Annotated in this window: 27 protein-coding genes and 1 other annotated feature; of the genes, 17 read left to right on the forward strand and 10 right to left on the reverse strand. The window is 36.7% G+C overall.

Going from position 1 to position 23545, the window contains the following annotated elements:
- Positions 1-68: 68 nt before the first annotated feature.
- Genes sufB through sufC form a run of 5 tightly spaced genes read right to left on the reverse strand, consistent with a single transcriptional unit; the run spans position 69 to position 5138 of the window.
- A complete protein-coding gene (sufB, locus tag NW240_RS08060) occupies positions 69-1463 on the reverse strand; it encodes a Fe-S cluster assembly protein SufB (protein ID WP_258437043.1) in 1395 nt (464 codons plus the stop codon).
- Positions 1463-1972 carry a Fe-S cluster assembly sulfur transfer protein SufU gene (sufU, locus tag NW240_RS08065; protein ID WP_258437044.1) on the reverse strand — a complete coding sequence of 170 codons (510 nt, stop codon included), beginning with the start codon at positions 1970-1972 and terminating at the stop codon, positions 1463-1465. The genes sufB and sufU overlap by 1 nt, the downstream gene beginning before the upstream one ends.
- Positions 1962-3200: an aminotransferase class V-fold PLP-dependent enzyme gene (locus tag NW240_RS08070; protein WP_258437045.1), complete on the reverse strand. Its 1239-nt coding sequence runs from the start codon at positions 3198-3200 to the stop codon at positions 1962-1964. The genes sufU and NW240_RS08070 overlap by 11 nt, the downstream gene beginning before the upstream one ends.
- Positions 3193-4362, reverse strand: coding sequence for a SufD family Fe-S cluster assembly protein (locus tag NW240_RS08075; RefSeq protein ID WP_258437046.1), 1170 nt, complete (start codon positions 4360-4362; stop codon positions 3193-3195). The genes NW240_RS08070 and NW240_RS08075 overlap by 8 nt, the downstream gene beginning before the upstream one ends.
- Before the next feature lie 8 nt (positions 4363-4370).
- The gene (gene sufC / locus NW240_RS08080) at positions 4371-5138 is read right to left on the reverse strand and encodes a Fe-S cluster assembly ATPase SufC (RefSeq protein ID WP_258437047.1); all 768 of its coding nucleotides are present in this window, start codon (positions 5136-5138) and stop codon (positions 4371-4373) included.
- Between the two features lie 163 nt (positions 5139-5301).
- On the opposite strand from sufC, the gene dnaX reads away from it, so the two are divergent.
- From dnaX to NW240_RS08140, 12 genes are all read left to right on the forward strand, one after another.
- On the forward strand, positions 5302-7347 hold the full coding sequence (gene dnaX, locus NW240_RS08085) for a DNA polymerase III subunit gamma/tau (RefSeq protein ID WP_258437048.1): 2046 nt from the start codon (positions 5302-5304) through the stop codon (positions 7345-7347).
- Between the two features lie 315 nt (positions 7348-7662).
- Positions 7663-7968 carry a YbaB/EbfC family nucleoid-associated protein gene (locus NW240_RS08090; RefSeq protein ID WP_258437157.1) on the forward strand — a complete coding sequence of 102 codons (306 nt, stop codon included), beginning with the start codon at positions 7663-7665 and terminating at the stop codon, positions 7966-7968.
- 27 nt (positions 7969-7995) lie between these two features.
- Entirely contained in the window at positions 7996-8592 is a 597-nt protein-coding gene (gene recR, locus NW240_RS08095) for a recombination mediator RecR (RefSeq protein ID WP_258437049.1), read from the forward strand.
- Between the two features lie 14 nt (positions 8593-8606).
- Entirely contained in the window at positions 8607-9242 is a 636-nt protein-coding gene (tmk, locus tag NW240_RS08100; protein WP_258437050.1) for a dTMP kinase, read from the forward strand.
- Between the two features lie 21 nt (positions 9243-9263).
- Positions 9264-9593, forward strand: a complete 330-nt coding sequence (locus tag NW240_RS08105) for a cyclic-di-AMP receptor (RefSeq protein WP_258437051.1) — start codon at positions 9264-9266, stop codon at positions 9591-9593.
- A 27-nt stretch (positions 9594-9620) separates the two neighbouring features.
- Positions 9621-10601 (forward strand): DNA polymerase III subunit delta', encoded by a 981-nt coding sequence (locus NW240_RS08110; RefSeq protein ID WP_258437053.1) that lies wholly within the window; start codon positions 9621-9623, stop codon positions 10599-10601.
- A 19-nt stretch (positions 10602-10620) separates the two neighbouring features.
- The gene (locus NW240_RS08115; RefSeq protein ID WP_258437054.1) at positions 10621-10992 is read left to right on the forward strand and encodes an initiation control protein YabA; all 372 of its coding nucleotides are present in this window, start codon (positions 10621-10623) and stop codon (positions 10990-10992) included.
- On the forward strand, positions 10993-11781 hold the full coding sequence (locus NW240_RS08120) for a tRNA1(Val) (adenine(37)-N6)-methyltransferase (RefSeq protein WP_258437055.1): 789 nt from the start codon (positions 10993-10995) through the stop codon (positions 11779-11781).
- Entirely contained in the window at positions 11768-12106 is a 339-nt protein-coding gene (locus tag NW240_RS08125; RefSeq protein WP_258437056.1) for a GIY-YIG nuclease family protein, read from the forward strand. The genes NW240_RS08120 and NW240_RS08125 overlap by 14 nt, the downstream gene beginning before the upstream one ends.
- A gap of 33 nt (positions 12107-12139) precedes the next feature.
- A complete protein-coding gene (gene rsmI, locus NW240_RS08130; protein WP_258437057.1) occupies positions 12140-13027 on the forward strand; it encodes a 16S rRNA (cytidine(1402)-2'-O)-methyltransferase in 888 nt (295 codons plus the stop codon).
- 182 nt (positions 13028-13209) lie between these two features.
- Positions 13210-14052 (forward strand): YdcF family protein, encoded by an 843-nt coding sequence (locus NW240_RS08135; protein ID WP_258437058.1) that lies wholly within the window; start codon positions 13210-13212, stop codon positions 14050-14052.
- 9 nt (positions 14053-14061) lie between these two features.
- Positions 14062-14616 carry a DNA-3-methyladenine glycosylase I gene (locus NW240_RS08140; RefSeq protein WP_258437059.1) on the forward strand — a complete coding sequence of 185 codons (555 nt, stop codon included), beginning with the start codon at positions 14062-14064 and terminating at the stop codon, positions 14614-14616.
- Positions 14617-14686: 70 nt separating this feature from the next.
- On the opposite strand, the gene NW240_RS08145 is transcribed toward NW240_RS08140, so the two are convergent.
- The 4 genes from NW240_RS08145 to NW240_RS08160 form a co-directional block, all read right to left on the reverse strand.
- A complete protein-coding gene (locus tag NW240_RS08145) occupies positions 14687-15367 on the reverse strand; it encodes a CdaR family transcriptional regulator (protein WP_258437060.1) in 681 nt (226 codons plus the stop codon).
- Between the two features lie 45 nt (positions 15368-15412).
- Positions 15413-16516, reverse strand: a complete 1104-nt coding sequence (locus NW240_RS08150) for an ABC transporter ATP-binding protein (protein ID WP_258437061.1) — start codon at positions 16514-16516, stop codon at positions 15413-15415.
- A 128-nt stretch (positions 16517-16644) separates the two neighbouring features.
- Positions 16645-17019 carry a large conductance mechanosensitive channel protein MscL gene (gene mscL / locus NW240_RS08155; protein WP_258437063.1) on the reverse strand — a complete coding sequence of 125 codons (375 nt, stop codon included), beginning with the start codon at positions 17017-17019 and terminating at the stop codon, positions 16645-16647.
- Between the two features lie 86 nt (positions 17020-17105).
- Positions 17106-18233, reverse strand: a complete 1128-nt coding sequence (locus tag NW240_RS08160; RefSeq protein ID WP_258437065.1) for an FAD-binding oxidoreductase — start codon at positions 18231-18233, stop codon at positions 17106-17108.
- Positions 18234-18314: 81 nt separating this feature from the next.
- Between NW240_RS08160 and NW240_RS08165 the strand changes: the two genes are divergently transcribed.
- The 5 genes from NW240_RS08165 to NW240_RS08185 all read left to right on the forward strand — a co-directional run bounded on the left by NW240_RS08165 (position 18315) and on the right by NW240_RS08185 (position 23058).
- On the forward strand, positions 18315-19088 hold the full coding sequence (locus NW240_RS08165) for an NADPH-dependent oxidoreductase (RefSeq protein WP_258437066.1): 774 nt from the start codon (positions 18315-18317) through the stop codon (positions 19086-19088).
- Positions 19089-19258: 170 nt separating this feature from the next.
- Positions 19259-19517 (forward strand) — a binding site (T-box leader).
- A gap of 42 nt (positions 19518-19559) precedes the next feature.
- A complete protein-coding gene (locus tag NW240_RS08170) occupies positions 19560-20615 on the forward strand; it encodes a methionine ABC transporter ATP-binding protein (RefSeq protein ID WP_258437067.1) in 1056 nt (351 codons plus the stop codon).
- Between the two features lie 20 nt (positions 20616-20635).
- The gene (locus tag NW240_RS08175; protein WP_396134621.1) at positions 20636-21352 is read left to right on the forward strand and encodes a methionine ABC transporter permease; all 717 of its coding nucleotides are present in this window, start codon (positions 20636-20638) and stop codon (positions 21350-21352) included.
- Between the two features lie 15 nt (positions 21353-21367).
- Entirely contained in the window at positions 21368-22195 is an 828-nt protein-coding gene (locus tag NW240_RS08180; protein WP_258437069.1) for a MetQ/NlpA family ABC transporter substrate-binding protein, read from the forward strand.
- Between the two features lie 125 nt (positions 22196-22320).
- Positions 22321-23058, forward strand: a complete 738-nt coding sequence (locus NW240_RS08185; RefSeq protein WP_258437070.1) for a DUF3021 family protein — start codon at positions 22321-22323, stop codon at positions 23056-23058.
- Positions 23059-23129: 71 nt separating this feature from the next.
- Here the strand turns inward: NW240_RS08185 and NW240_RS08190 are convergent, their stop codons facing one another.
- A complete protein-coding gene (locus tag NW240_RS08190) occupies positions 23130-23534 on the reverse strand; it encodes a bis(5'-nucleosyl)-tetraphosphatase (protein WP_258437071.1) in 405 nt (134 codons plus the stop codon).
- Between the last annotated feature and the right edge of the window lie 11 nt (positions 23535-23545).

The raw sequence follows: 23545 nt of genomic DNA on the forward strand, positions 1-23545 counted from the left end.
TTTCTTTTCAAAAACAAATTAGCACCAGAAACATTGATAAATCAAAATTTCTAGCGCTAAAATTGGTGTTAGCCAACACTACCTTCCATTTCGTAAGCGATCAAGCGGTTAAGCTCAACAGCATATTCCAATGGCAATTCCTTGGCAAAGGGTTCAACAAAGCCCATGATAATCATTTCAGTCGCTTTTTCTTCACTAATACCGCGACTCATTAAGTAGAAGAGTTGTTCTTCAGAAATACGCGACACTTTCGCTTCATGTTCTAATGAGACATTAGAATTATGGACTTCATTAAAAGGAATGGTATCTGATTTTGATTTGTCATCCATGATAATGGTGTCACACTCTACGTGGGATTTAGCCCCATCTGCTTCAGGTCCAAAGTATAATTGCCCCATATAATCGACATTTCCACCATCTTTAGCAATCGATTTGGAAACAATGGTTGAGGAAGTGTTTGGAGCATTGTGATAGATTTTAGCTCCAGAATGTTGATGTTGTCCCTCGCCGGCAAAAGCGATGGATAAGACAGTTCCTCTAGCTCCTTCGCCATTTAAGCGACAGGAAGGGTACTTCATTGTTTTATAAGATCCTAAGTTACCATCTACCCATTCTAAGGTGCCACCTTCAGCAACCGTTCCACGTTGAGTAACTAAGTTGTAGACATTATTAGACCAATTTTGAATGGTTGTGTAACGGCATGTTGCATTTTTCTTAACAACGATTTCTACCACTCCTGTATGCATGGAAGTAGCAGAATAAGTAGGAGCGGTACAGCCTTCTACATAATGTACACTGGCTCCTTCGTCAACAATGATTAAGGTACGCTCAAATTGAGCGACATTCGAATTATTTAAACGGAAGTAGGCTTGAAGAGGCATATCGACTTTAACCCCTTTAGGAATGTAGATGAAAGATCCCCCACTCCAGCAAGCGGAATTGAGAGCAGTCTGGAAGTTTTCATTCGGATGAATAACTGAGGCAAAATGCTCTTTAAATAATTCAGGGTGCTCTTTTAAAGCCGAGTCAGTGTCTGTAAAGATAATGCCTAACTTATCCACTTCGTCTTTCATTCTTGAATAAACCGTTTCTGATTCATATTGGACACTGGTTCCAGCCAAGAAAGCACGCTCTGCTTCTGGCACACCTAAACGGTCAAACGTTTCCTTAATTTTATCAGGAACTTCATCCCAAGTACGAACAGGTTGATCAGTTGCTTTTAAATAGTAAATATAATCATCGAAATTTAAGTCGGATAAATCAACCCCCCAAGTTGAAACTTTCTTTTTACGGAATGTTTCATAGGCTTTTAAGCGGAAGTCGAGCATCCATTCGGGTTCATTTTTTTCTTTTGAAATCGTACGAATAACTTGTTCATTCAAACCCTTGCCGGTCGAAAAGAGAATTTTAGCATCATCTTTAAAGCCATATTCGTATTCGCCTAATACAGGAACTTCTGACATTATTCATCTTCCTTTCTTTCAATGCCATCTTGATGGAGTAATTGTTCATTGCGGTTTTGATCGAGTCCGTACTCGACGGCTCGCCAAGAAAGAATGGCACATTTATAACGGGCTGGAAATTTTTTGACGCCAGCCAAAATAGCCGCATCTTTTAAATGTTTGCGTAATTCAGCTTCATCTTTTTCTTCTTCATCGTCACTGATTGTTCCACCTACTAATTGGTTGAAGTCATGCACTAATTGGATGGCTTCATTAACAGTTTTACCAACCATTAAATCGGTCATCATACTGGCTGAGGAAATAGAAATGGTGCACCCTTCACCATTAAAAGCAATTTGTTCAATCTGATTATCTTTAACAATCATATCCACAGTAATAGCATCACCACAAGTTGGATTGAGTAATTGCATTTGATGGGTAGGATTTTCTAAATGCCCTCGATGATGAGGGTTGGAAGAATGATCAAGAACAATAGTGCGATAGAGTTGGTCTAATCGACTAAGTGCCATAAGTGAAAAACTCCTTTATTTCTTTGGTAGCTTCAATGAAACGATCAACTTCTTCAATGGTATTATAGACCATCAGACTGGCTCTTAAAGTAGCTGGCGTTTCAAGCAGACGCATCAAGGGTTGAGCACAGTGGTGTCCTGCTCGGACTGCGATCCCTAATTGATCATAGCCAGTTGCAGCATCGTGCGGATGGACTCCCTTAATATTAAACGAAAGAATACCATGACTTTTAGCAGACTCAGGAGTATACAGAACGACGTCCTCTAACTCTTTCATTCCTTGATAAAGTCTATCGCCTAATAATTTCTCTTGGGCTTGAATTTGATCAAACCCAAGAGATTCAATCCATTGAATCGCTTGGGTCAACCCAATCACTTGAGCGATTGCCTGGGTACCGGCTTCAAACTTCCATGGAGCTTGTTTGTAGTTGGAATGAGTATCTTCTACTAGGTGAATCATCTCACCACCGAAGTTAACTGGTAAGCAGCTTTCATGATGTTCTTTAGCTAAATAGGTGACTCCTAGTCCCATCGGACCATACATTTTATGACTAGAAAATGCATAGGCGTCAACTTGCCATTCCTTCAAATGTAATCGAGTGTGTGGACTGGCTTGAGCGCCATCAACAATCAAAAGGGCACCTTGTTGGTGGGCCCATTGACTGAGAGCTTGAATGGGTTGCTGAACACCTAATACATTTGAAAAGTGTTGAATAACAATTGCTTTGACTGCTTGGTCCTTATACTTAAGCGATAAGGCTTCTAAATCTACTTGATAATCAGCAGTTAAGTCCATAAATTCGAGTTTAGCTCCCGTGCGCTTACATACTTCTTGCCAAGGCACTAGGTTGGAATGGTGCTCTAAGCGCGTTGTGAGAATAACATCTCCATCTTGAAGCCGTTGTTCGATTAATCCACGAGCAATTTTGTTGATACTATCGGTTGTTCCTGAGCTAAAGGAGATGCAGGCGCTGGTTTCTGCACCGACAAAAGCCGCAATTTTTTCACGACCTTTTTCAAAGGCTTGAGTAGCGCGCTCACTTAGAGTATGTACGCCTCGATGAACATTGGCATTATCCTGTTGGTAATAGGCAACAATCGCATCAACCACTGATTGAGGTGTTTGGGAAGTTGCCGCATTATCAAAATAAATAAGTGGTTCATCATTCACAATTTGATTGAGTATAGGGAAGTCTTGACGAACTTTTAAAAGGTTTAACTTAGTCAAGGCTATCACCTGAATTTATGCTTTCTAACTTATGGTCTAAAGCATCAATCATCATTTGTCTTCTTTCAGGATCTTTAATTTGATTTAAAGTTTGCATTAAGAAACCACGGATGACTAGATATTCTGCTTTAGTACGATTTACTCCACGAGTCATTAAATACCATAATTGACTGTCATCAACCTTGGATACGGAGGCAGCATGTCCTGCAGTTACTTCAAACTCATCAATTAAAAGAATTGGGTTGGCATCTCCGCGCGCTTGATCGGAAAGCATGAGTAAACGATTTTCTTGTTGAGCATCAGCATTTTTGGCATTTTTGAAGATTTTGCCAATACCATTCATAGTCAGGACTGCTTGGTCTAAGGCAACACCTCTTTGGTTAATATGTCCAATGGAATGGTGGCCATAGTTATTAATTTTAGTGTCTAAAATTTGTTTAAAGTTTTGATTAGAAATAGCCACTTCTGATAAATAAGCTTGTGAGCCTTTACCTTTTAAGTTAGAAGCTAAATCGATAATCGTTGCTCCATCATTAAATGAACCAATCGACCATTGGATATGCGCGTCGTCCTTAGCCAAAGCGTGGCGACGAATATAACTAGCTTGGTCTGTTTTTGTTTGATCGATAGCCATATAATGCAAGCTTGCTCCATCTTCGAGGATGATTTCTACGGTGTAGCTTTGACTATGGTTAGCCACTTGATTTTGTTTTAATTTTTCAAAAAAAGTAAATTGAGTGTTTTTTCCAACTACAAGTAGTAGATATTGATGCGCTCCATCATCGAAATTTTGTTCCCACTCAAAGGCTTCACTGCTTTGATAGTTGTCAGGAACATAGATTAAGGTACCACGATTTAAATGAGACAATTGGAAAGCAGAAATTTTATCTTGATTAGCAGGAACAGCTTGGAATAAATATTTTTTTAAAAGTTCTTCATGATCAGTTTGAGCTGTTTGCCAATCAGCAATGATAAAGTCTGAATGAGCAGTTAATTTTCTTTCAACCAATGAAGGCGTACTTTGCTCTTCGACAAACAAAGGCCAGGATTCGATTTTCGCTCGTTCAATGGTGGGAAGCTCTGTATTTTCGAAAGCTTGTTGACTTTGTTCAAAAACATCTTTGAGCCAGTTAACAGTGGGTGTGAATATTTCTTGAGTCATTTTTTCACCTACTCTTCATTTAGTTCAATGCCATTTTCGTGAGCAATTTCTTTATATCCTTTGGCTTCTAATTCTAAGGCTAACTCAGACCCACCTGACTTCACGACACGACCATCCATCATAATATGAACAAAATCTGGCTCAACGTAGTTTAAAAGACGTTGATAGTGGGTAATAATTAAAGCACCAAAATTTTCACCACGTAAAGAGTTGATGCCTTTGGATACAACTTGTAAGGCATCAATATCTAGACCAGAGTCGATTTCGTCTAAGAGAGCAAAACGAGGTTCGATCATTAGCATTTGAAGAATTTCGTTTCGTTTCTTCTCGCCACCTGAAAAACCTTCGTTCACATAACGTTCGACCATTTCTTCAGACATATCCAAAAGCGCCATTTTTTCATCTAATTTGTCTAAGAATTCAAAAATAGGCATCTGATTATCATCTTCACGGCGTGAATTGATGGCTTCACGCATGAGGGTTGCGTTCGTAACACCTGAAATCTCACTTGGGTATTGAACGGCCATAAATAGACCGGCTCTAGCGCGTTCATCTACTTCCATTTCTAAGAGATCAACACCGTCGAGAAGAACCTGTCCTTGTGTAATTGTATAATCGGGGTGGCCCATGATAGCTTGTGAAAGTGTCGATTTACCTGTTCCGTTAGGTCCCATAATAGCATGCACTTCATTACTGTTAATGGTTAAATTAACACCCTTTAATATTTCTTTACCTTCAATTTCTACATGTAGATTTTTGATTTCTAGTGTTGACATATACTCGCTCCTTCTAATCATTTTCACAAGCTATATTCTACCATAAATTGTGAAGATTAAAATCTTGAATTTTAAAGTGTTTACTAAGTGATTTTTAAAAGCATTCGCCAATTAAGGATAAATTCGATATAATAAGTTTACTAAATAGAGGAGGCTATAAATAATGAGTTATCAGGCATTATACCGTGTTTGGCGACCACAATCTTTTGATGAATTAGTGGGGCAAGAGATGATCGCACAGACTTTAAGGAATGCAATCGCTAAACATCAATTAAGCCATGCCTATCTCTTTTCAGGACCAAGAGGCACAGGTAAAACCTCAGTTGCTAAAATACTTGCTAAGGCAGTCAATTGTCCGAATTCAACAGATGGAAACCCGTGTAATGAATGTTCCATTTGCCAAGGGATTACTTCAGGAGAGATTAGCGATGTAATTGAAATTGATGCGGCATCGAATAACGGAGTCGATGAAATTCGTGATCTGAGAGATCGCGTTCGTTATGCTCCCACACGTGCTAAGAATAAAGTATATATTATTGATGAGGTTCATATGTTAACAACGGGTGCTTTCAACGCACTCTTAAAAACATTAGAAGAGCCTCCTGCTAATGTGATTTTTATACTGGCTACGACAGAGCCCCATAAAATACCAGCGACTATTCTATCGAGAACTCAGCGATTTGATTTTCAAAGGATTAAAGATACTGACTTGATTGCAAGAATGCAATATATTTTGGATCATGAACAACAAGAATATAATCTTGAAGCATTAAAAGTTATTGCACGCGCTGCTAACGGTGGAATGAGAGATGCCTTAAGCCTACTAGACCAAGCAATTTCTTATGGACAAGACCGCTTAGAACTTGAAACGGCACTGTTAGTATCCGGTTCTTTTGCTCAAACCGTTTATGTTCAATATATTCAAGCACTCGCCCAATCACAAGTAGAAGAGGCCTTGCAGATTTTGGAAGAACAATTACAAGAGGGAAAACAGGCTGGGCGCTTTATTGAAGAACTGATTTTATTTGCTCGAGATACACTTTTAAGTTTATTTTCCACGAAGAACCACACACTGCTAACTGACCAAGAATTTCAACCATTGAAAGAGAATATTGAGCCAGCATTCTTTTATCAGTTAATTGATTTTTTGAACCAAGCTCAAAATAAAATGCGTTTTTCAACGCAACCAGAAGTTTATTTAGAAGTTATGACGGTCCAATTAGCACAGTTAGGGCAGGATATACTTTTAAATGAAGAAGTAGAGCAAGTAGACTCTCAAACATCCGGACATTTAGAAGCACAAATTAGACTGCTACAAGAAGAATTAGAAAAGCAAAAAGCTTTACTTGATGATCTTATAAATAATCAAAAAGAATCTACTCAAGTAGAAAATAATCAAACGGAACTAATCCCACGTAAAAAGCCTGAGTTTGCTCAGAAAGATTATGTGGCCGATTTACATGAGATTTATAATGTTTTGAATCAAGCAACTAAAGAAGATATTAAGCTCTTGAAAAAAGAGTGGCCAGCTATTTTAGCTGAACTAGCTCCTAGCCAAAGAGTCCGTTTGAGTAACACTAAGCCTTTAGCGGCGGGACCGGATTGTGCTCTAATTTCTTTCGAAGACCAGAATTTATGTGCGATTGTCCAACATGACAGTCGTTTGATTGATCAGGTGAATAATATAGCGAGCCAACGTTTGGGCAAGGCGATTCACTTCACCTATCTGTGGCAGGCTGATTGGTCTGGTATTCGAAGTGATTACAAAATCTTGTTTGAACGCAATGGTAGAAAACCGATTGACCTACCTAAAAAGTTATCAAAAACTCAAGAAAGTATAACTTCATCAGAAGAAACTGCTGAGCAGCTAGAAACTGTTCAGACAGATTTGCCGGATAATACACCAAGTCAAATGAATCAGGATAACCTGGCAGAAATAGATAAAAATGAAAAAAACAGGTCTCAAAATGAGGAATTAGACTCAATTGAAGCCCAATTGCCTGAACCGGCAGAAGATGTGGCAGCTTTATTCCAACGGAGTCAAATCAATCATATTGAAGAGGAAGAAGAAAGACCAATTATTCAACCGGCAGATGGACAAACGGATTTCTTTGATCTAGAGGATACTCTGAAGGAAGAAAACCCAGCAGTCCAAAAAGCCATTGAACTCTTTGGTAAAGAAAATATCACTATTTACAATGGACGTTAAGAAAAGTAGTTTATAAAGAATTTAAGTAATACTTTTAACACCACTACTAGTGAAATAACATGATTTACAATTAATAAAAAATTTCTAGAGAATCCAAGTGTTTAAATGCTTGGATTCTTTTGGCTTCATAAAAATGCTTTACGAATGGTATGAATTGAAATATAAGCTGAGGAGATTCTAAATAATTTAATTTGATTTTAGAAGAATACTTTTGTAGTCGAAAGAAGTTATTGCCGTATGCTATAATTGAAGTGTAGTCTAATTAAAGATGAAATTTAAAATAATATTCTAACTATGGAAGGAAGATGCAATATGATGCCGAACATGAACAACATGATGAAGCAAGTTCAGAAGATGCAAAAAGAGATGGAGAAAACACAAAAAGAATTAGAGACTAAAGAATTTGTGGTAGAAGATGCTCAAAAATTAGTTAAAGTGGTAATGACCGGAAAAAAAGAAATTAAAGAATTAACAATTAAGCCAGACTTAGTTGACCCGGAAGATATCGAAATGTTGCAGGACGTAGTTTTGGCAACCGTTAACCAAGCGATTCAAGAAGTTGAACAGACGACTCAAGATCAAATGGGGCAATTCACCAAAGGGTTAAACTTGCCTTTCTAGCAGTAAGAAAAGAAAGGGGGAGTTGGAATGGATTATCCATCACCCATTGCAAAATTAATAAATAGTTTCACCAAATTACCAGGTATTGGAAGTAAAACAGCTGCTCGTTTAGCTTTTTATGTTTTAGAAATGTCTGAAGCGGATGTTTCTTATTTTGCTCAAGCCCTGATTAATGCTAAGCGTGATCTTAAATATTGTTCGGTATGTGGGAACATTACTGATACAGATCCATGTATGATTTGTAGTGATCCATCAAGAGATCAATCGATTATTTTAGTTGTTGAAGATAGTCGTGATGTGATGTCGATGGAAAAAATGCAAGAATTTCATGGCTGTTATCATGTTCTGCAAGGTGTGCTCTCTCCGATGGAAGGCACAGGCCCTGAAGATTTAAACATTGCCTCACTGATAAAGAGGCTTCAAGATGAAGAAGTTAAAGAAGTTATTGTAGCAACGAATGCAACTGCCGAAGGTGAAGCGACAGCCATCTATTTATCAAGATTGATTAAGCCAGCCGGCATAAAAGTTACGCGCCTTGCTCATGGATTATCAGTAGGATCAGATATCGAATATGCAGATGAAATGACTCTCTTTCGCGCTATTGAAGGCCGAAGAGAGTTATAATAAAGGAGTATCAAATGCCAAAAGGGAAGTTTATCGCGTTTGAAGGCCCAGATGGATCAGGGAAAACCTCGATTATCAAAGCTTTAGGACGAATGCTTAAAAAAGAAGGTGTAGAAGCTGTATTTACTAGAGAGCCAGGAGGCAGTCCCATAGCTGAGCAAATTCGTGAACTCATTTTAGATATTAATAATACAGCTATGGACTATCGTACAGAGGCTTTACTATATGCAGCAAGTCGTCGACAACACTTGACTGAAATAATTTTACCCAATGTTCAAGCGGGTAAAATGGTGATTAGTGACCGTTTTGTGATGTCTTCATTAGCCTATCAAGGTATTGCAAGAGGAGTCGGTTTAGATGCCGTCTGGCAGATTAACCAGTTCGCTATTGAAGACCACTTACCAGACCTTACAATTTTAGTGGATGTTCCCGCTGACGTGGGTTTGGAGAGAATCGAAAAAGCTCGTGGTAGTAGACAATATGACCGCCTTGATCGAGAAGCACTTGCTTTTCATCAGAGAGTTAGACAAACCTATCTCGAATTGATTCCTCAATGGAAAAACATTGTGGTTATAGATGGTAATCAAAGTATAGAACAAGTTAGCTTGGAGTGCTTCGAAACTCTAAAAAAACGTGGTATGATTAAGTAATAATACGTCAGGAGGAATAATATGAAATTACTAGTAGCGATTGTTCAAGATCAAGACCAGCAAGTTTTGGGAAAGGCTTTATTAGAAAATGATATTCGCGCGACAAAATTATCTTCAACTGGAGGTTTCTTACGTTCAGGTAATACGACATTCTTATTAGGGGTAGAGGATGAGCGAGTGGAGGAAGTACTTGAAGTTATTAAAGCTTCTTGTCAATCGCGTGAGCAATATATTTCAACACCTATCCATTTAGATATGAATTTGGAAGTTTCAAATACTTACCCATTAAAAGTTGAAGTTGGTGGAGCGATTGTGTTTGTTCTACCAATTGAGAGTTTCTTCCATTTCTAAAAGACAAGCATTTGAAAGAGGGAGTCTATGCGGTTAGAAGCTGCCAAAAAGCATTTTAATCTATTGATACAACATAAGCGACTCGCTCACGCTTATTTATTTACTGGCGAATTAGGCCAAGCTAAAAAAAAATTAGTGGAAACAATTATCCAAGCCCTTGTTTGTAAGCATTTTGATGCAGAAGGAAGGGCTTGTTTAAATTGTATGGATTGCCAGAGAATTACACGGGGGCAATTTGCAGATCATATGGCAATTGAACCTGATGGGCGAAGCATCAAAGTGGATCAAATCAGAGGGTTAAAAGAATGGTTAGGCACGAGTCCGATTGAGGCTGATTTTAAAATCGCTACGATTGAGCAGGCAGATTTAATGGGCCCAGCAGCAGCCAATGCTCTTTTACTCTTTTTGGAAGAACCAAGTCCCAATGTTTATATCTTTTTATTTAGTCGTCAGGCTGAACAATTACTACCGACGATTCAATCCAGAGTTCAGGAAGTTATCTTGGAAGATGATAAAGCAGACTCTCAAATGGATCAGATGTTGCAAGCGGGTATTCGTGATCAGCATGCACGAGTAATGCTAAAGCTATCAGTCAATCGATTGAAAAACTTAATGGATGACTATGAGGCAGAGTCTTTTGAAGATTGGTTAAAAGCACTAGAATATTTTTATCAGCTATTAATGCAAAAAGATCCTTACGCTTTTGTCGCTATCCAGCAGCATTTAAAATCTTATCTTAATTTTAATCAAGGCCAAGATGGTCTCGATTATTTAAATTGGTTAAATGCTCAATTATTACTAAGTCACTATCCATCTAAAGAAAACTACTTAGGGAGTTTACAAAAGAGGGTAAATATGATTAAAGAGAGAATCAATCATCAAGTGAGTCATACAAGCTATCATCGAATGAATCAACTCTTAATGGATAGTAAAAAACTCCTTATGTCGAATGTCACATCACAACTAGCCTATGAGCACTTAGCGATTAAAATGTGTGAATGGAAATAATAAGAAGAGAGGTGTTAGCATGTCTGAAATAAAGATTGAAGAACTTCTTATGCAAGTTAACCAAGAGCTGAATCAATTGTTCGAAACGGTTAACACCTTGTCGGAAGAAGTGACACGGTTAACTAATGAAAACAATCGTTTAAGGATGCAACAGTATCAAGCAGTTGAGCAGATGGAAATTAATCCTTTAAAAAATGAGGACACTCAAGACAATCAAACTACTAGCAAACCTGAACAGACGCTTGAGCATCGTCAGAGTGGCCAAGCCCGTCTCCAAGCTTTCTATAATGATGGTATCCATATTTGCCATCACTATTTTGGTAGTAAGCGGGAAACAAACGAAGAATGTATCTTTTGTCAAGATATTATTGATTCTTTGGGTGAGCAATAAATGACAAAAGAACTATTAATGCCAGAACTTACGGATGAACAAATGCAATTGGTTAAAGATGGTGAGCGACTTGATTTTCTGATTCGAGAAAACCGTTATCTAATTCAAAACCCAAATTATTTTCCTTTTTCAGTGGATGCCATCTTGCTGGCGAATTTTATCCAATTCAATCAACGAGCTTCTTCTTTAAGAATCATGGACTTTTGTACAGGGGGAGGTATTATTCCTCTACTCTTATCACACCGCACGGCGTCTAAAATTCAAGCCATTGAATTGCAAGCAGATATTGCGGATATGGCAAAACGCTCGGTTCGCTTAAATGGTTTAGAAGAGCAGATTGATATTATGCAAGGGGATTTAAGGCAATTAAAAGCAAGAAATCAGCGATTAGATATTATCAGCTGTAATCCTCCTTATTTCTCTCTCAATGAGGCGGCTAAATTGCACTCTAATCCTTATCACGCTATTGCTCGTCATGAAATTCATTTAACTTTAGATGAATGGGTGAGTAAAGCAAGCCAATTACTTAAGCAAAAAGGAAGGCTCTTTATTGTTTATCGACCAAACAGGTTAGATGATCTAATGATGAGTCTATTAAATCATCACTTTGCTATTAAACGCCTTTGCTTTGTCCATCCAAAACAAGGTGAAAACGCAAATAGCGTTTTGGTAGAGGCTATTGCTAGGGGAGGAAGACAAGGCGTTCGAGTGGAACCTGCAATTATCGTACATCAAGAAGATGGATCCTATACGCCTATGATGCAGGAGATTTATTATGGAAATCATTAGTGAGGAAGGATTCTACTTTTATGTTTTATACTGCTATGATCAAACGCTTTATGGAGGATTTACAACCAATCTTAGGCAAAGAATAGAAGCTCATAACAAGGGAAAAGGAGCTAAGTATACTCGAGTTAAAAAGAGACAGCCTTTAAAACTGATTTATGCTGAAAAGTGGGCGAATAAGTCTTTGGCTATGTCTGCAGAGTATCATTTTAAAAAGTTGAATCGTTGCAAAAAAGAGTATTACTTGGCTAGAAACGGTGTGCCTACTTTTGATAAGGATGTATATATTATTAAAGATTATAGTCAGCATTTGATTTGTCATTTATAAAAGAGATTAAAGCTTAAAGGGAGTGAGCGCATTTTGAATATTCAAAAGAGTTATCAAACAGAAAGCTCTTGTCTCTACTTAGTTCCTACTCCAATAGGTAATTTAGAAGATATGACTTTTCGAGCGGTTAGAATTCTACAAGAAGTCGATTTAATTTTGGCTGAAGATACGCGAAAAACAGGGATTTTGTTGAAGCACTATGATATTAAAACAAAAATGTCTTCTTTCCACGACCACTCGAATCAATCGGAAGTGGACAAATGGACGGCATTTATTCGAGAAGGACATACAGTTGCCTTAGTCTCAGATGCTGGCATGCCACTAATCAACGATCCTGGACATCCACTGGTCCAATCCCTGCTAACTAATTCAGTAGCGGTAATAAGCCTTCCTGGAGCGAGTGCCGCTATTACTTCTTTAGTTGCTTCTGGGTTACCTGCAAATACCTTTACTTATTATGGTTTTTTTCCAAGAAGTAAAAGTGAACAGCTTGAGTTACTGACAGATATAGGCACGCGAAAAGAAACAGCTATTTTTTACGAGTCACCCCATCGATTGAAGAAATCCATTCAGCAAATTAATCAGGTTTTAGGAATGGATACAAAAGTGGTTGTAGCTCGTGAAATCAGCAAAAAGTTTGAGGAATATCTTAGAGGAACAAGCCAAGAACTAATCAATCATTTTGAGGGGCATTCCATAAAAGGTGAATGTGTCCTTCTTTTGCAGTCTATGGGGCAATTGGATCAAAGGCAAACGCTATTTAATCCAGAATTAAGTTATAAAGAGCAGGTTCAAGCTTTAATGGATAAAAAGAATCTTTCAGCCAAAGCAGCCATTAAACAGGTTGCTCAAGCTCAAAATGTAAAAAAACAAGAAGTTTATGCGGCCTATCATGAACTAAATCTTGACAGAAAGGATTGAGCGGTTTGTTGTTTTTTCTGTCTTTCATCCTATTTTTTTCATCCATTTTGGTTTTCATCTTCAAATGGCGTAAAGTCTCACTAATTGCTTTATTATATTTTTCGATTTTGATGAGTTTTTTTACGTTACTTAGTGAATCCAGATGGTATCCTCTATCACTTTTGCGTTATTTATTGTATTTTTTGAGTTCAGGAATTGCTATTGTTATTCCATTTTTTCTTTTATTACTAGCTTATTTAATGTTAAGTCGAATAGAAGATGATCGTTCGCTTTCAGGGATGCGTATTTTTTTTAATTTGACGATTTCATTTACTTTTATTGGAATTGTTATTTTTACAGCATGGGTTGTCATACAAAGAAATTATTATATGACTCGGTTCTTAGCTATTTATACCCTAGTGGCTATGTACTTAATTATTAATTTTTTTCTCTTTATTGTTCTCAATCTTCTCTTACTACTTCTCAGATTCAAAATGCGTTCTAATGATATTTTGTTGGTTCTTGGCGCTCAATTATCATTAGATGGTGAGATGAATGAAACTTTAATTTATCGATTAAAAAAAGCATTAAAGATTTTTAAACAAACAAGAGCAAAGGGTCAAAAGCTGCATTTAATTGTAAGTGGGGGAAATAGTCGCGAAAATATTGCTTCAGAAGCGGAAAAAATGGCGAAATTTTTAATTGCTAATGGAATTGACCATCATTTCATTAGCATTGAAGACCAAGCACGAACGACTAGAGAGAACCTCATAAATATTCAAAAGCTTTTAAATGATTGTTTTCCTGAACGTGAAAAGACGCTTATTGTAACTAGTTATTTTCATCTTCTAAGAACTTATTTTTATGCTTGGCGCTTTGGTTTTGATTTAAGAGTGGTTGGGGTAAGAACTCAATTTGGCCATGGTTTTTTCGCTATTTTAAGAGAATATCTTGCTTTTTTTGTGTTAACTAAGGAATTAAATTATTTTTTTATGATTGGTTTATTAATATACGGTATTCGACAAGTACTTATGATTTTCCAATAGGAGGTAAGAATGCAAAGATGCCAATGGATAGCGAGCAAGCCTGATTTTTATATTCGTTATCATGATGAAATATGGGGAAAACCAGAGCATGATGATTTACTTTTGTTTAAATGGTTGGTGCTAGAAACTTTCCATGTCGGCTTGTCGTGGCAATTGATTTTATCTAAAGAAAAAGCGTTTGAACAAGCTTTTGATCAGTTTGATTATCAAAAAATTGCTAATTATCAACAAGATAAAGTTGAGACCTTGTTAAATAACGAAAAAATAATTCGTCATCGAGGTAAGATAGAAGCTACAATAACCAACGCTCTAGCTTTCATCAAAATTCAGAAAGATTTTGGTAGTTTTGATAAATATATCTGGCATTTCACCAACAGACAGGTAGTGTTAAGACCAGAAAGTCAGAAATTACCTAAGACAGTTTCAAAGTTAAGTGATGCAGTCACTTGTTCTCTAAAAGAATATGGTTTTAAATTTGTGGGATCAGTAACTATATATTCCTACCTACAAGCTATTGGTGTTATTAATGATCATGATGCTGATTGTGCTTTTCGCTTAAAATAATAAAACCCCAATTACTAAAAGTAATTGGGGTTTTCATGTGTAATTTATTTAAAACAATCGGTTATTTATATTAACAAATTAGTAAATATAAAAGAGTTAAGTCAGATATTAAGCGTAGATTTAATCCGCTCGACTTATTTAAGCGGTCAATTCGATAATTAAGCGTGTTGCGATGCAGGTATAAATCTTGTGCTGTTTTACTAATATTACCTCCGTTTAAAAAGAGTTGGCGAATTAACGCACGATCTTCCTCATCTGAAATCATCTGACTATAGTTGGAAAACTGAGCAAGTGCACTTTCTTGTAGATTCTTACCAACTTGTTGTAATAATAGATGGCTCATGCGATTAATAGTGTTTTTCTTAAGTAGCCAATAATGACTTTCTATCTGAGCTAAGTCAAAAGAAATTTGATCTTCAACACTTTCTACACCTGTATAAGGAGACCCAATGATGACAAGCGCTGACTGTCCAAAGTCATCATTAAGCATTTTTAGAATACCTTCCATAATTTGGGATCCTTGATTCGTCCAAAAAGAATTATGGATGACATAAACATAGTGATGTGAATTTAGTTTTATATAATCAATAATATTTTGACTGCTTGATCTGAGAGTAGATAACCACAAAGCTTGCTCAAAGTCTGTTTGCAAATGCTCAAAAAAGATATGAAACAAACAATAACCTTCTTTATGAGAGACATCTAAATTTAGAAGAGAGTGAGGAATTTGAATGACTTTTCTTGCTTTCATTGAAAGACCTCCTCGCAAATAAACGGTTTAAAAATTTTACTTAATTTAGCGAATGACTTTTTCGCTTTCTTTATCGAAGAAATGAATTTTTTCCATATCAAAGGCCAACTCAATAGATTTACCTGGAGTGTATATTTCTTGAGCGTCTACTTTAGCAATGAACTCATCTGATCCAAGCGTTAAATAGAGCATGGATTCTGATCCGAGTAACTCTGCCACAGTAATTTTAGCATTAACAAGCGAATTTTTAGATTCAGAAATTATTCTTGTTTCCGCATGAATATCCTCTGGACGAATACCAAGAGTGATTTCTTTTCCTAAGTAACCTTTATCTGACAATAATTCTTTGTGATAAGGGCTTAGTGGTAAGTTAATTCCTTGATCATTGGTTAAGATATCCTCCTTAACAGTAACGGTAAAGAAATTCATAGCTGGTGAGCCAATGAAGCTAGCTACAAAGACATTGTTTGGTTTATTATACACTTCCTGTGGGCTACCAATTTGTTGAATATAGCCGTCTTTCATAATAACGATTCGATTGGCCATTGTCATGGCTTCCGTTTGATCATGAGTTACATAGATAGTAGTTGTTTTAAGTTTCTGGTGTAGTTTGGCGATTTCTGCTCGCATTTGTACGCGCAGTTTGGCGTCAAGATTCGATAAAGGTTCATCCATCAAAAAGACTTTGGCATCACGGACAATCGCTCGACCTAAAGCTACCCTTTGTCTTTGCCCACCGGATAGAGCAGCCGGTTTACGATTTAAAAATTCAGTTAGACCGAGTAATTCAGCGGCATGATTAACACGTTGAGCAATTTCGTTTTTATCGTATTTACGCAGCTTTAAACCAAAAGCCATGTTGTCGTAGACAGTCATATGAGGATAGAGGGCATAATTTTGAAAGACCATAGCGATATTTCGATCCTTAGGCGCTACGTCATTCATTAATTTACCATCTATAATCAATTCGCCTTCTGTTATTTCTTCCAGACCAGCAATCATTCTTAAGGTGGTTGATTTTCCGCAGCCAGAAGGGCCAACAAATACGATAAACTCTTGGTCAGCAACATCTAAATTAAAATCAGTTACTGAATTGGTTTTTGCACCTTCATATCTTTTATTAATTGACTTTAAGTTTATTTCAACCATTTTAATCCTTCTTTCTTATATGATAATTCTAGCTTAACTGAAATTTACTGTTTATACGATAGGCAATGTGCACAAGAAAAGGAAAAACCCAGAAAAGCTAGGCTTGACTGGGCATCATAAGTGATTAATTATTTGTTTTTCAATTCTGCAAGAATATCTTGTAATAATTCAACTTCTGAAGGACCAGCTGGTTCTTCTTCTGGCGAAATAATCTTTTTGTTTTGGGCTTTTTCTAAAGCTTTAAGCGTCATGAATAAGAAACCGCCAATTAAAATGAAGTTAATAATGGCTTGGATAAATGCTCCGTAACCAATTTCAGTATTACCGATTGAAAGGGCAAGGCCAGATACGTCTGCTTGACCTGTAATAGCTACAATAATAGGCATAAAAATATTATCAACTAAAGAAGTAATGATGGCTGTAAAAGCTGAACCTAAAATAATACCAGTAGCCATGGTGACAACATTTTTATTAGCAATAAAACCTTTAAATTCTTTCCACATAAAAATTAATTCCTCCATAATGACTTATTTAATAATTATAGAATACCACGAATTCGGAATAAATCAATCTTGAAATTGTTCCTCAACTATATTTTATGAATGAGAGGATAGCTTGAAATGATTTCTACAGGAATTTCCCAGCTGTTTTTAATCATTTTGTTGACCCATTGATAAGCAAGGTAGGGCCCACTAGTTAATCCAGAAGAACCCAAACCAGAAATTGTCCACAGGTTTGAGAAAGTAGAGATTGGCCCGATTAAGACATCGCCATTGTCAGTGAAGGCTCGGGTACCAACTTTAACTCGATGCAAAGGATATTTAAAAATATCTGGGAAAATTTGCTGAGCTTTTATTTTCAGCTCTTTAATAACCATTGGATTAATGCTCAAATCATTGGCTTGGTCATCTTCATGACTTGCGCCAATTATTATCTCTCCATTATCAAAGGGAAGTATATCAATGCCGCCTGGTGACATTATGACCGGCCAATTATTGTCGGCCCATTGTTGTTGGTAGATAGAAAACAGCTGTCCCTTTTGAGGGCGCAAATTGCAGTCAAATCCTAAGGGACGTAGAAGATCTTTGACAGCAGGGCCTGCTGCTAAAAGGACCTGATCTGCAGTAAAAGAAGTTTGATCAGACTTAATTAAAAAACTCTTTCCTTCTTTAAGTAACTGAACATCTTTTTTAACCACTTTTCCTCCTTTGGTTTGAATGGCTTTATGTAATAAGGCAACTAATGATTGGCCATCTACTCGGCCACCTCCTTGAATTAAGGAAGCGGACCAAGGACTATTAATAAGAGGAAATAGATTGTGGATTGCTTCGTTTGATAGAGTTGAAAGCTGTCCAATAGAAGGAGATTGCTTTCTTTTTAAATCTGCATTTTCAAGATCTCGACGAAGGTCTTTTTCATTTTTACGTAGAATCAAGGTACCAGTTTCTTTAAATAAACTAGAAGCATCGAAACCGTCGTCAGTTAAATCTTGAATAAATTGACGGTAAAACTCTGCGCCTTGGGAGACTAGATAATACCACTTTTTATTTCTTCTTTTAGAAAACCAAGGGCAAATAATACCAGCAGCCGCTCGGCTCGCTTGACCAACTTCTTTATCAAACAAAATAACTGGATAACCAGAGCGTGTAAGATAATAAGCAGCTGTTGAACCGACTATGCCGCCGCCAACAATGATAAAAGGAAAATGCTTTTTCAAAAATAATCCGCCTTTCATTAATAGAAAATAAAAACAATAAATGCTAAATTAAAGACACTAAATTAAAAAGGAGTCCTTTTTATGGAAGAAACATTAAAACAGATTCAAAATCACCGTAGTATTCGTTTTTATAAAGATCGCCCTGTTGCAGCAGATATCCGCCAACAATTAATGGAAACCATGAATGCGAGTCCGACCTCTAATGGAATGCAATCTGTTTCCGTTGTCCGTATTACCGATCCTACTTTACGAGAAAAATTAGCAAAGGTTGCAAAACAAGATTATCTTGCTAAAGTGCCTGAACTGTTGATCTTTCTTGTGGATTGGCATCGAAATGCTGAAATAGCAAAGGCTAAAGGCTATCGTGGAGAGAAATATCGTTCAATGGATTATTTCTTTCAAGGAGTGGCTGATGTATATATTCAAGCTCAAAGCTTAGTGATTGCTGCTGAATCTTTAGGCTTAGGAACGGTTTATTTTGGATCGATTTTAAACGATTCAGCTAGGGTTATTGAACTACTTAAACTTCCGCAGCTAACTTTTCCTTTAGTAGGTGTTGGATATGGCTATCCAGACGATCAACCCCAATTGAAACCACGAATGCCAATCGAATTTAAATTATCTGAAAATTATTATCGCTCAAATCCAGATTATCTTCAAATGTTGGTTAACTATGACCAAGAAATGACACAATACTATGACACTAGAAAGACTAACCAAAGAGTGGATAGCTTTACTAATCAAGTTAAAAATAAAATCGCTATTGGCAAAAAGAAAAGAGCTCAGTTAATGCAAGTTGTTAGCAAACAAGGGTTTAATGTGATGTTAGAAGATGAAATGGATTATAAAAATTAAAAAAATTTTTTTAAAATGAGAAAAGAGAGAAAAATTTAATGTGCCTAACCACTAATAAAAAGAAGTCGTATGCTTATTAGTAAGGTAATTAACCTTCGATAAAAAATAAATTTCAGGAGACTAGTTGACAAGAATGTTTTTTTAAATTAGAATATCTCTAATAAATTGAATGAAACACGTAGATGTGGAAAGTAGATCGTTAAACTATTTCAAAGAGAGCTTGTGTAGGGTGAAATCAGGCAATAGGATGCGATTGAAAATGGCCATGGAGTGGTTATCCTGAATGCTTAGCAATAAGGATAAACGGTTGCAACCGTTAATAAGCCTCAGTATAACAAGTGACTATCACTTGCGTACTGGCAGAGGTAACCTTGGTGATGAGGTTACAAATTAAGGTGGTACCACGAAGTATTAACTCTCGTCCTTTATTGGAGGAGAGTTTTTTTGTGTTTTATTGAAAGGAGTGAAAATTTGATTGAATTAAAAAATGTATCTGTTACTTTTGAAAAAGAAAATCGAAAAATCCAAGCAGTTTCAGATGTAAGTTTACAGATACAAGCGGGGGAAATTTTTGGTATTGTAGGTTATTCTGGTGCCGGCAAATCAACTTTAGTTCGAACAATCAATCTTCTACAAAGACCTTCTAGTGGACAAGTAATAATAAACGGAGTCGATTTGGTGCAATTATCAGCGGCTGAATTGAGAAAAGCCCGTAAAAACATAGGCATGATTTTTCAGCACTTTAATTTGATGAATTCAAGAACGGTGGCTGAGAATGTTGCATTTCCACTTAAAGATTTAAATTTATCTACGGCTGAAAAAGAAGCGAAAGTGTCTAGTTTGTTAGAAAAGGTTGGGATATTAGATAAAGCTCAAGCCTATCCCGAACAGTTATCAGGTGGGCAAAAGCAAAGAGTAGCGATTGCTAGAGCCTTAGCAACGGACCCTTCCATTTTATTGTGTGACGAGGCAACCTCTGCGTTGGATCCTAAAACCACACATTCTATTCTTGATCTGTTAAGGCAGTTAAATCAAGAGTTGGGATTATCCATTATAATGATTACTCACGATATGAATGTTGTTAAAAATCTCTGCCATAGAGTGGCCGTAATGGCTGAAGGACAAGTGATTGAAGAGAATGGAATTGTCGAAATGTTTACCCAATCTCAAAATCCATTGACGCAAGAGTTTATAAATATGGCTACCCACTTTGATTGGGACTATGAATTAGTGCTTGAAGAAATGCGAGAAGCTAACACCTTAAATGATTATTTCATCGCACGTTTATCCTTTGTCGGTCATGAGGTGACAGAGCCCTTTATTGCACAGTTAGCTAGAGATTATCAGGTACATTGCAATATTTTATACGGTAATATTGAAGCCTTAAGAGGATCATTTGTAGGTAATCTTGTCGTCACAGTTGAAGCAAAGGCAGCAGATTGGGAAAAATCTTTAGTATTTTTGGAAAAACATCAAGTAAATGTTGAGATTTTAACCGATAAGGAGGGTACTAAGTGGATGATTTAGAAGTAAATGTATATTCCTTTATCAATGACCAATTTCCCAATTTTTCGTCTTCTTTAGAAAAATGGTTACCCAATGCATGGCCCATTCTCGACGAATTTATTGTCGCAACTATCGAAACCTTATATATGTTGGGACTAACTATCCTTTTTGCAGGTCTATTAGGTTTAATGCTTGGCGTAATTATTGTTGTAACAGGACCAAAAGGTATTTTAAAAAACAAATGGATTTATCAAGGTTTAGACAGTTTCATAAATATTTTTCGATCTATTCCTTTTATTATTCTTTTGGCTTTATTGGTTCCCTTTACACGTATGATTGTAAATACTTCCATTGGGCCGACGGCCGCTGCCGTTCCTATCATTGTAGGAACGATTCCCTTCTTTGCTAGACAGGTAGAGATTGCTTTGTTAGAGGTGGATGAAGGGGTTGTTGAAGCTGCTCAGGCCATGGGATCTTCACCATGGGACATTATCTGGCGTGTCTATATTCGTGAGGGCTTAGGATCTTTATTAAGAGTATCCGCTTCGACTGTCATTAATGTTATCGGCTTAACAGCCATGGCGGGTGTAGTAGCTGGAGGCGGTTTGGGAACCGTTGCGATTGCTAGGGGATATCAAAGGAGTCGTTTTGACGTTGTCATAGTGGCAACCTTATTGATTTTATTAATTGTTCTGGTCAGTCAATTGCTATTTAGTTGGTTGATTAGAAAGGCAGAAAAACATAAAAGAAAACATTAGAAAAGGAGAATTATGATGAAAAAAATTCTAAAATTATTATTAGTTGGTTCTTTGTTTGGGAGTTTTACGCTGAATAATGTCTTTGCTGAAGATAAACAAGACTTTTCGGGTCAAACTGTTTCAGTGGGAGTTGCTTCAGAATACGAGGAAGACGTTTGGCAAAGTGTTGCTGATCTTGCAGAAGAAGAGGAAGGAATAAAAATCAAACTTGTTTTATTCAGCGATTACGTTCAGCCAAATATTTCTTTATCTGATGGATCGATTGATTTAAACGCCTTCCAACATGTTGAATTTTTAAATGATTGGAACCAAGCTAATGAAGGTGATTTAGTATCGATAGGTTATACATATGTTGCGCCTTTAAAAGTTTATTCTGAAAAAATCGATGCTCTTGACCAATTAAAAGAAGGAGATAAAATAGCCATTCCTAATGATGCGACGAATGCGGGACGTGCCTTACTAGCTCTTGAGCAAGCAGGTGTGATTGAAGTGGATGATGAAGCGGGTGTTCTAGCCGAAGTAAGTGATATCACCAAAAATGAATTGAATTTAAAATTTGAAGAATTAGATGCCGCTCAATTAGTTCCGTCTCTACCCGATGTAGCGGCCGCTGTTATTAATAATAACTTTGCCAATGATGCAGAACTCGAAGAAGATCTAGTTATTTTTAACGATGCAGAGGATATTGAAAAGTTACCCGATTCCTATAAAAACATTATTGCGAGTCGTAAAGAAGAAAGTGAAAATCCTTTATTTTTAAAAATTGTAGAACTTTATCAAAGTGAAGAAACGGTTAAAAAGTTAGAAGAAGTTTCCAAAGGATCGGATCAACCAGCTTGGTAATACTTGCATAAACAACGGTAGAACATTGATGCTTGACTTTATAAAAATACGATTCGTTTAGACGGCTTATTGTATTAAATATGGTATAATTGAATTATCAGTACAGAGATAGAGGAGGAATTTCAATGTTCAAGCGCGCCGGGTCATTTGTGCAATATGGTTTATTAGCTACTCTACTTACGTATGGTTTATTAACTAGTTTGGGTGGCCCCCAGGTTTATACATTCTTATCCATTGTAATTTTAGGAATTATTTTAGGTTTACTATTCCTAATCTATTACGCTAAGTCCTTAACTTTTGGTCAAAAATTAGCGAGTCATATTGGAGCTTCAGCCTTAGCAATCATTGCTGTTGCTTTGTTTAATGGTTGGATGCAAGTTGATTGGGACAGGGTTCTTTTAGTGATAATTATTTTATCCGTTTTAGCCTTGCTTGCTTATTTTGGCTATCATTATCTGATGAACAAGCGTAAAAAGCCGCAAACTACTATTGAGCCAGAGGCCACTGACAGAGTGGCTCCGAGGTCGGATTTTGATCCTAGGACAGGTGAAGTCCTTCATCAAGAGCCAGTAGTTGAAGAGAAAAACACTCCTAAAACCAACTTTGAAAAAGAAGAACCAAAAGACATTGAACCAAGGCAAACAATGGAAGTTGAAGTTGCCGATCCAATGGTTCTTGAGGTAACTGAACCCAACCAATTAGAGGAAGCTGAAACTTATGAAGAGGTTGATCCTACTGAAGAAACAGAAGAAGTTGTTGCTGTTAACACAGATCTAGAAGGTGATCTCGTTCTGGAAGAAGAGATAAATTCAGACGAAAACAATGAAACTCTCAATAACTCAGAAGGTCAAGAAAAGATTTAAAACGCTAAAAATTTAACCCATTAACTATGAGCAGTGTTTATCTAACCGCTTCATAAGTTAATGGGTCTTTTTTATTGAAGAAAGTTTTGGGCTTTGATTAATAAGTCTTTATCATTAGAATAGGTAATTTTATTTAGAGCTTCTTGGTAGGGAAGCCATAGGAATTGACTGACTTCTTCTAATTGACGAGTTACTTTATTTGAGTTGGCCTTTGCCATAAAATAGACAACTTCTTTCATAACATCTTTTTTAGGAGAAAAGCGAGTGGTCTCTCTGAATTGATTATTCAATTCAACTTCTAGACCTGTTTCCTCTTTAATTTCTCGAAGAGCTGTTTCTTCTTCAGTTTCTCCTTTTTCAACATGTCCTTTAGGAAATGACCAGTGGCCACCATTTTTATGCTGGATGAGAAGAAAAAGAAAGTCTTGATTATCTTTATAATAGGTCACTGCTCCACATGATTTTTCTTCTTTCATAGTTTTCCTTT

Source organism: Facklamia sp. 7083-14-GEN3, from assembly GCF_024742075.1.
Classification (GTDB): Bacteria; Bacillota; Bacilli; order Lactobacillales; family Aerococcaceae; genus Facklamia.

Excerpts from the sequence above, each read along its gene's own strand:
- NW240_RS08110 (WP_258437053.1), top strand. The coding sequence starts at position 9,621 with ATGCGGTTAGAAGCTGCCAAAAAGCATTTTAATCTATTGATACAACAT.
- mscL (WP_258437063.1), bottom strand. The coding sequence starts at position 17,019 with ATGTGGAAAGAATTTAAAGGTTTTATTGCTAATAAAAATGTTGTCACC.
- NW240_RS08090 (WP_258437157.1), top strand. The coding sequence starts at position 7,663 with ATGCCGAACATGAACAACATGATGAAGCAAGTTCAGAAGATGCAAAAA.
- NW240_RS08180 (WP_258437069.1), top strand. The coding sequence starts at position 21,368 with ATGAAAAAAATTCTAAAATTATTATTAGTTGGTTCTTTGTTTGGGAGT.
- NW240_RS08145 (WP_258437060.1), bottom strand. The coding sequence starts at position 15,367 with ATGAAAGCAAGAAAAGTCATTCAAATTCCTCACTCTCTTCTAAATTTA.
- NW240_RS08150 (WP_258437061.1), bottom strand. The coding sequence starts at position 16,516 with ATGGTTGAAATAAACTTAAAGTCAATTAATAAAAGATATGAAGGTGCA.
- NW240_RS08120 (WP_258437055.1), top strand. The coding sequence starts at position 10,993 with ATGACAAAAGAACTATTAATGCCAGAACTTACGGATGAACAAATGCAA.
- NW240_RS08125 (WP_258437056.1), top strand. The coding sequence starts at position 11,768 with ATGGAAATCATTAGTGAGGAAGGATTCTACTTTTATGTTTTATACTGC.
- tmk (WP_258437050.1), top strand. The coding sequence starts at position 8,607 with ATGCCAAAAGGGAAGTTTATCGCGTTTGAAGGCCCAGATGGATCAGGG.
- recR (WP_258437049.1), top strand. The coding sequence starts at position 7,996 with ATGGATTATCCATCACCCATTGCAAAATTAATAAATAGTTTCACCAAA.
- sufB (WP_258437043.1), bottom strand. The coding sequence starts at position 1,463 with ATGTCAGAAGTTCCTGTATTAGGCGAATACGAATATGGCTTTAAAGAT.
- NW240_RS08185 (WP_258437070.1), top strand. The coding sequence starts at position 22,321 with ATGTTCAAGCGCGCCGGGTCATTTGTGCAATATGGTTTATTAGCTACT.
- NW240_RS08140 (WP_258437059.1), top strand. The coding sequence starts at position 14,062 with ATGCAAAGATGCCAATGGATAGCGAGCAAGCCTGATTTTTATATTCGT.
- sufC (WP_258437047.1), bottom strand. The coding sequence starts at position 5,138 with ATGTCAACACTAGAAATCAAAAATCTACATGTAGAAATTGAAGGTAAA.
- NW240_RS08115 (WP_258437054.1), top strand. The coding sequence starts at position 10,621 with ATGTCTGAAATAAAGATTGAAGAACTTCTTATGCAAGTTAACCAAGAG.
- NW240_RS08165 (WP_258437066.1), top strand. The coding sequence starts at position 18,315 with ATGGAAGAAACATTAAAACAGATTCAAAATCACCGTAGTATTCGTTTT.
- NW240_RS08190 (WP_258437071.1), bottom strand. The coding sequence starts at position 23,534 with ATGAAAGAAGAAAAATCATGTGGAGCAGTGACCTATTATAAAGATAAT.
- dnaX (WP_258437048.1), top strand. The coding sequence starts at position 5,302 with ATGAGTTATCAGGCATTATACCGTGTTTGGCGACCACAATCTTTTGAT.
- NW240_RS08105 (WP_258437051.1), top strand. The coding sequence starts at position 9,264 with ATGAAATTACTAGTAGCGATTGTTCAAGATCAAGACCAGCAAGTTTTG.
- sufU (WP_258437044.1), bottom strand. The coding sequence starts at position 1,972 with ATGGCACTTAGTCGATTAGACCAACTCTATCGCACTATTGTTCTTGAT.
- NW240_RS08075 (WP_258437046.1), bottom strand. The coding sequence starts at position 4,362 with ATGACTCAAGAAATATTCACACCCACTGTTAACTGGCTCAAAGATGTT.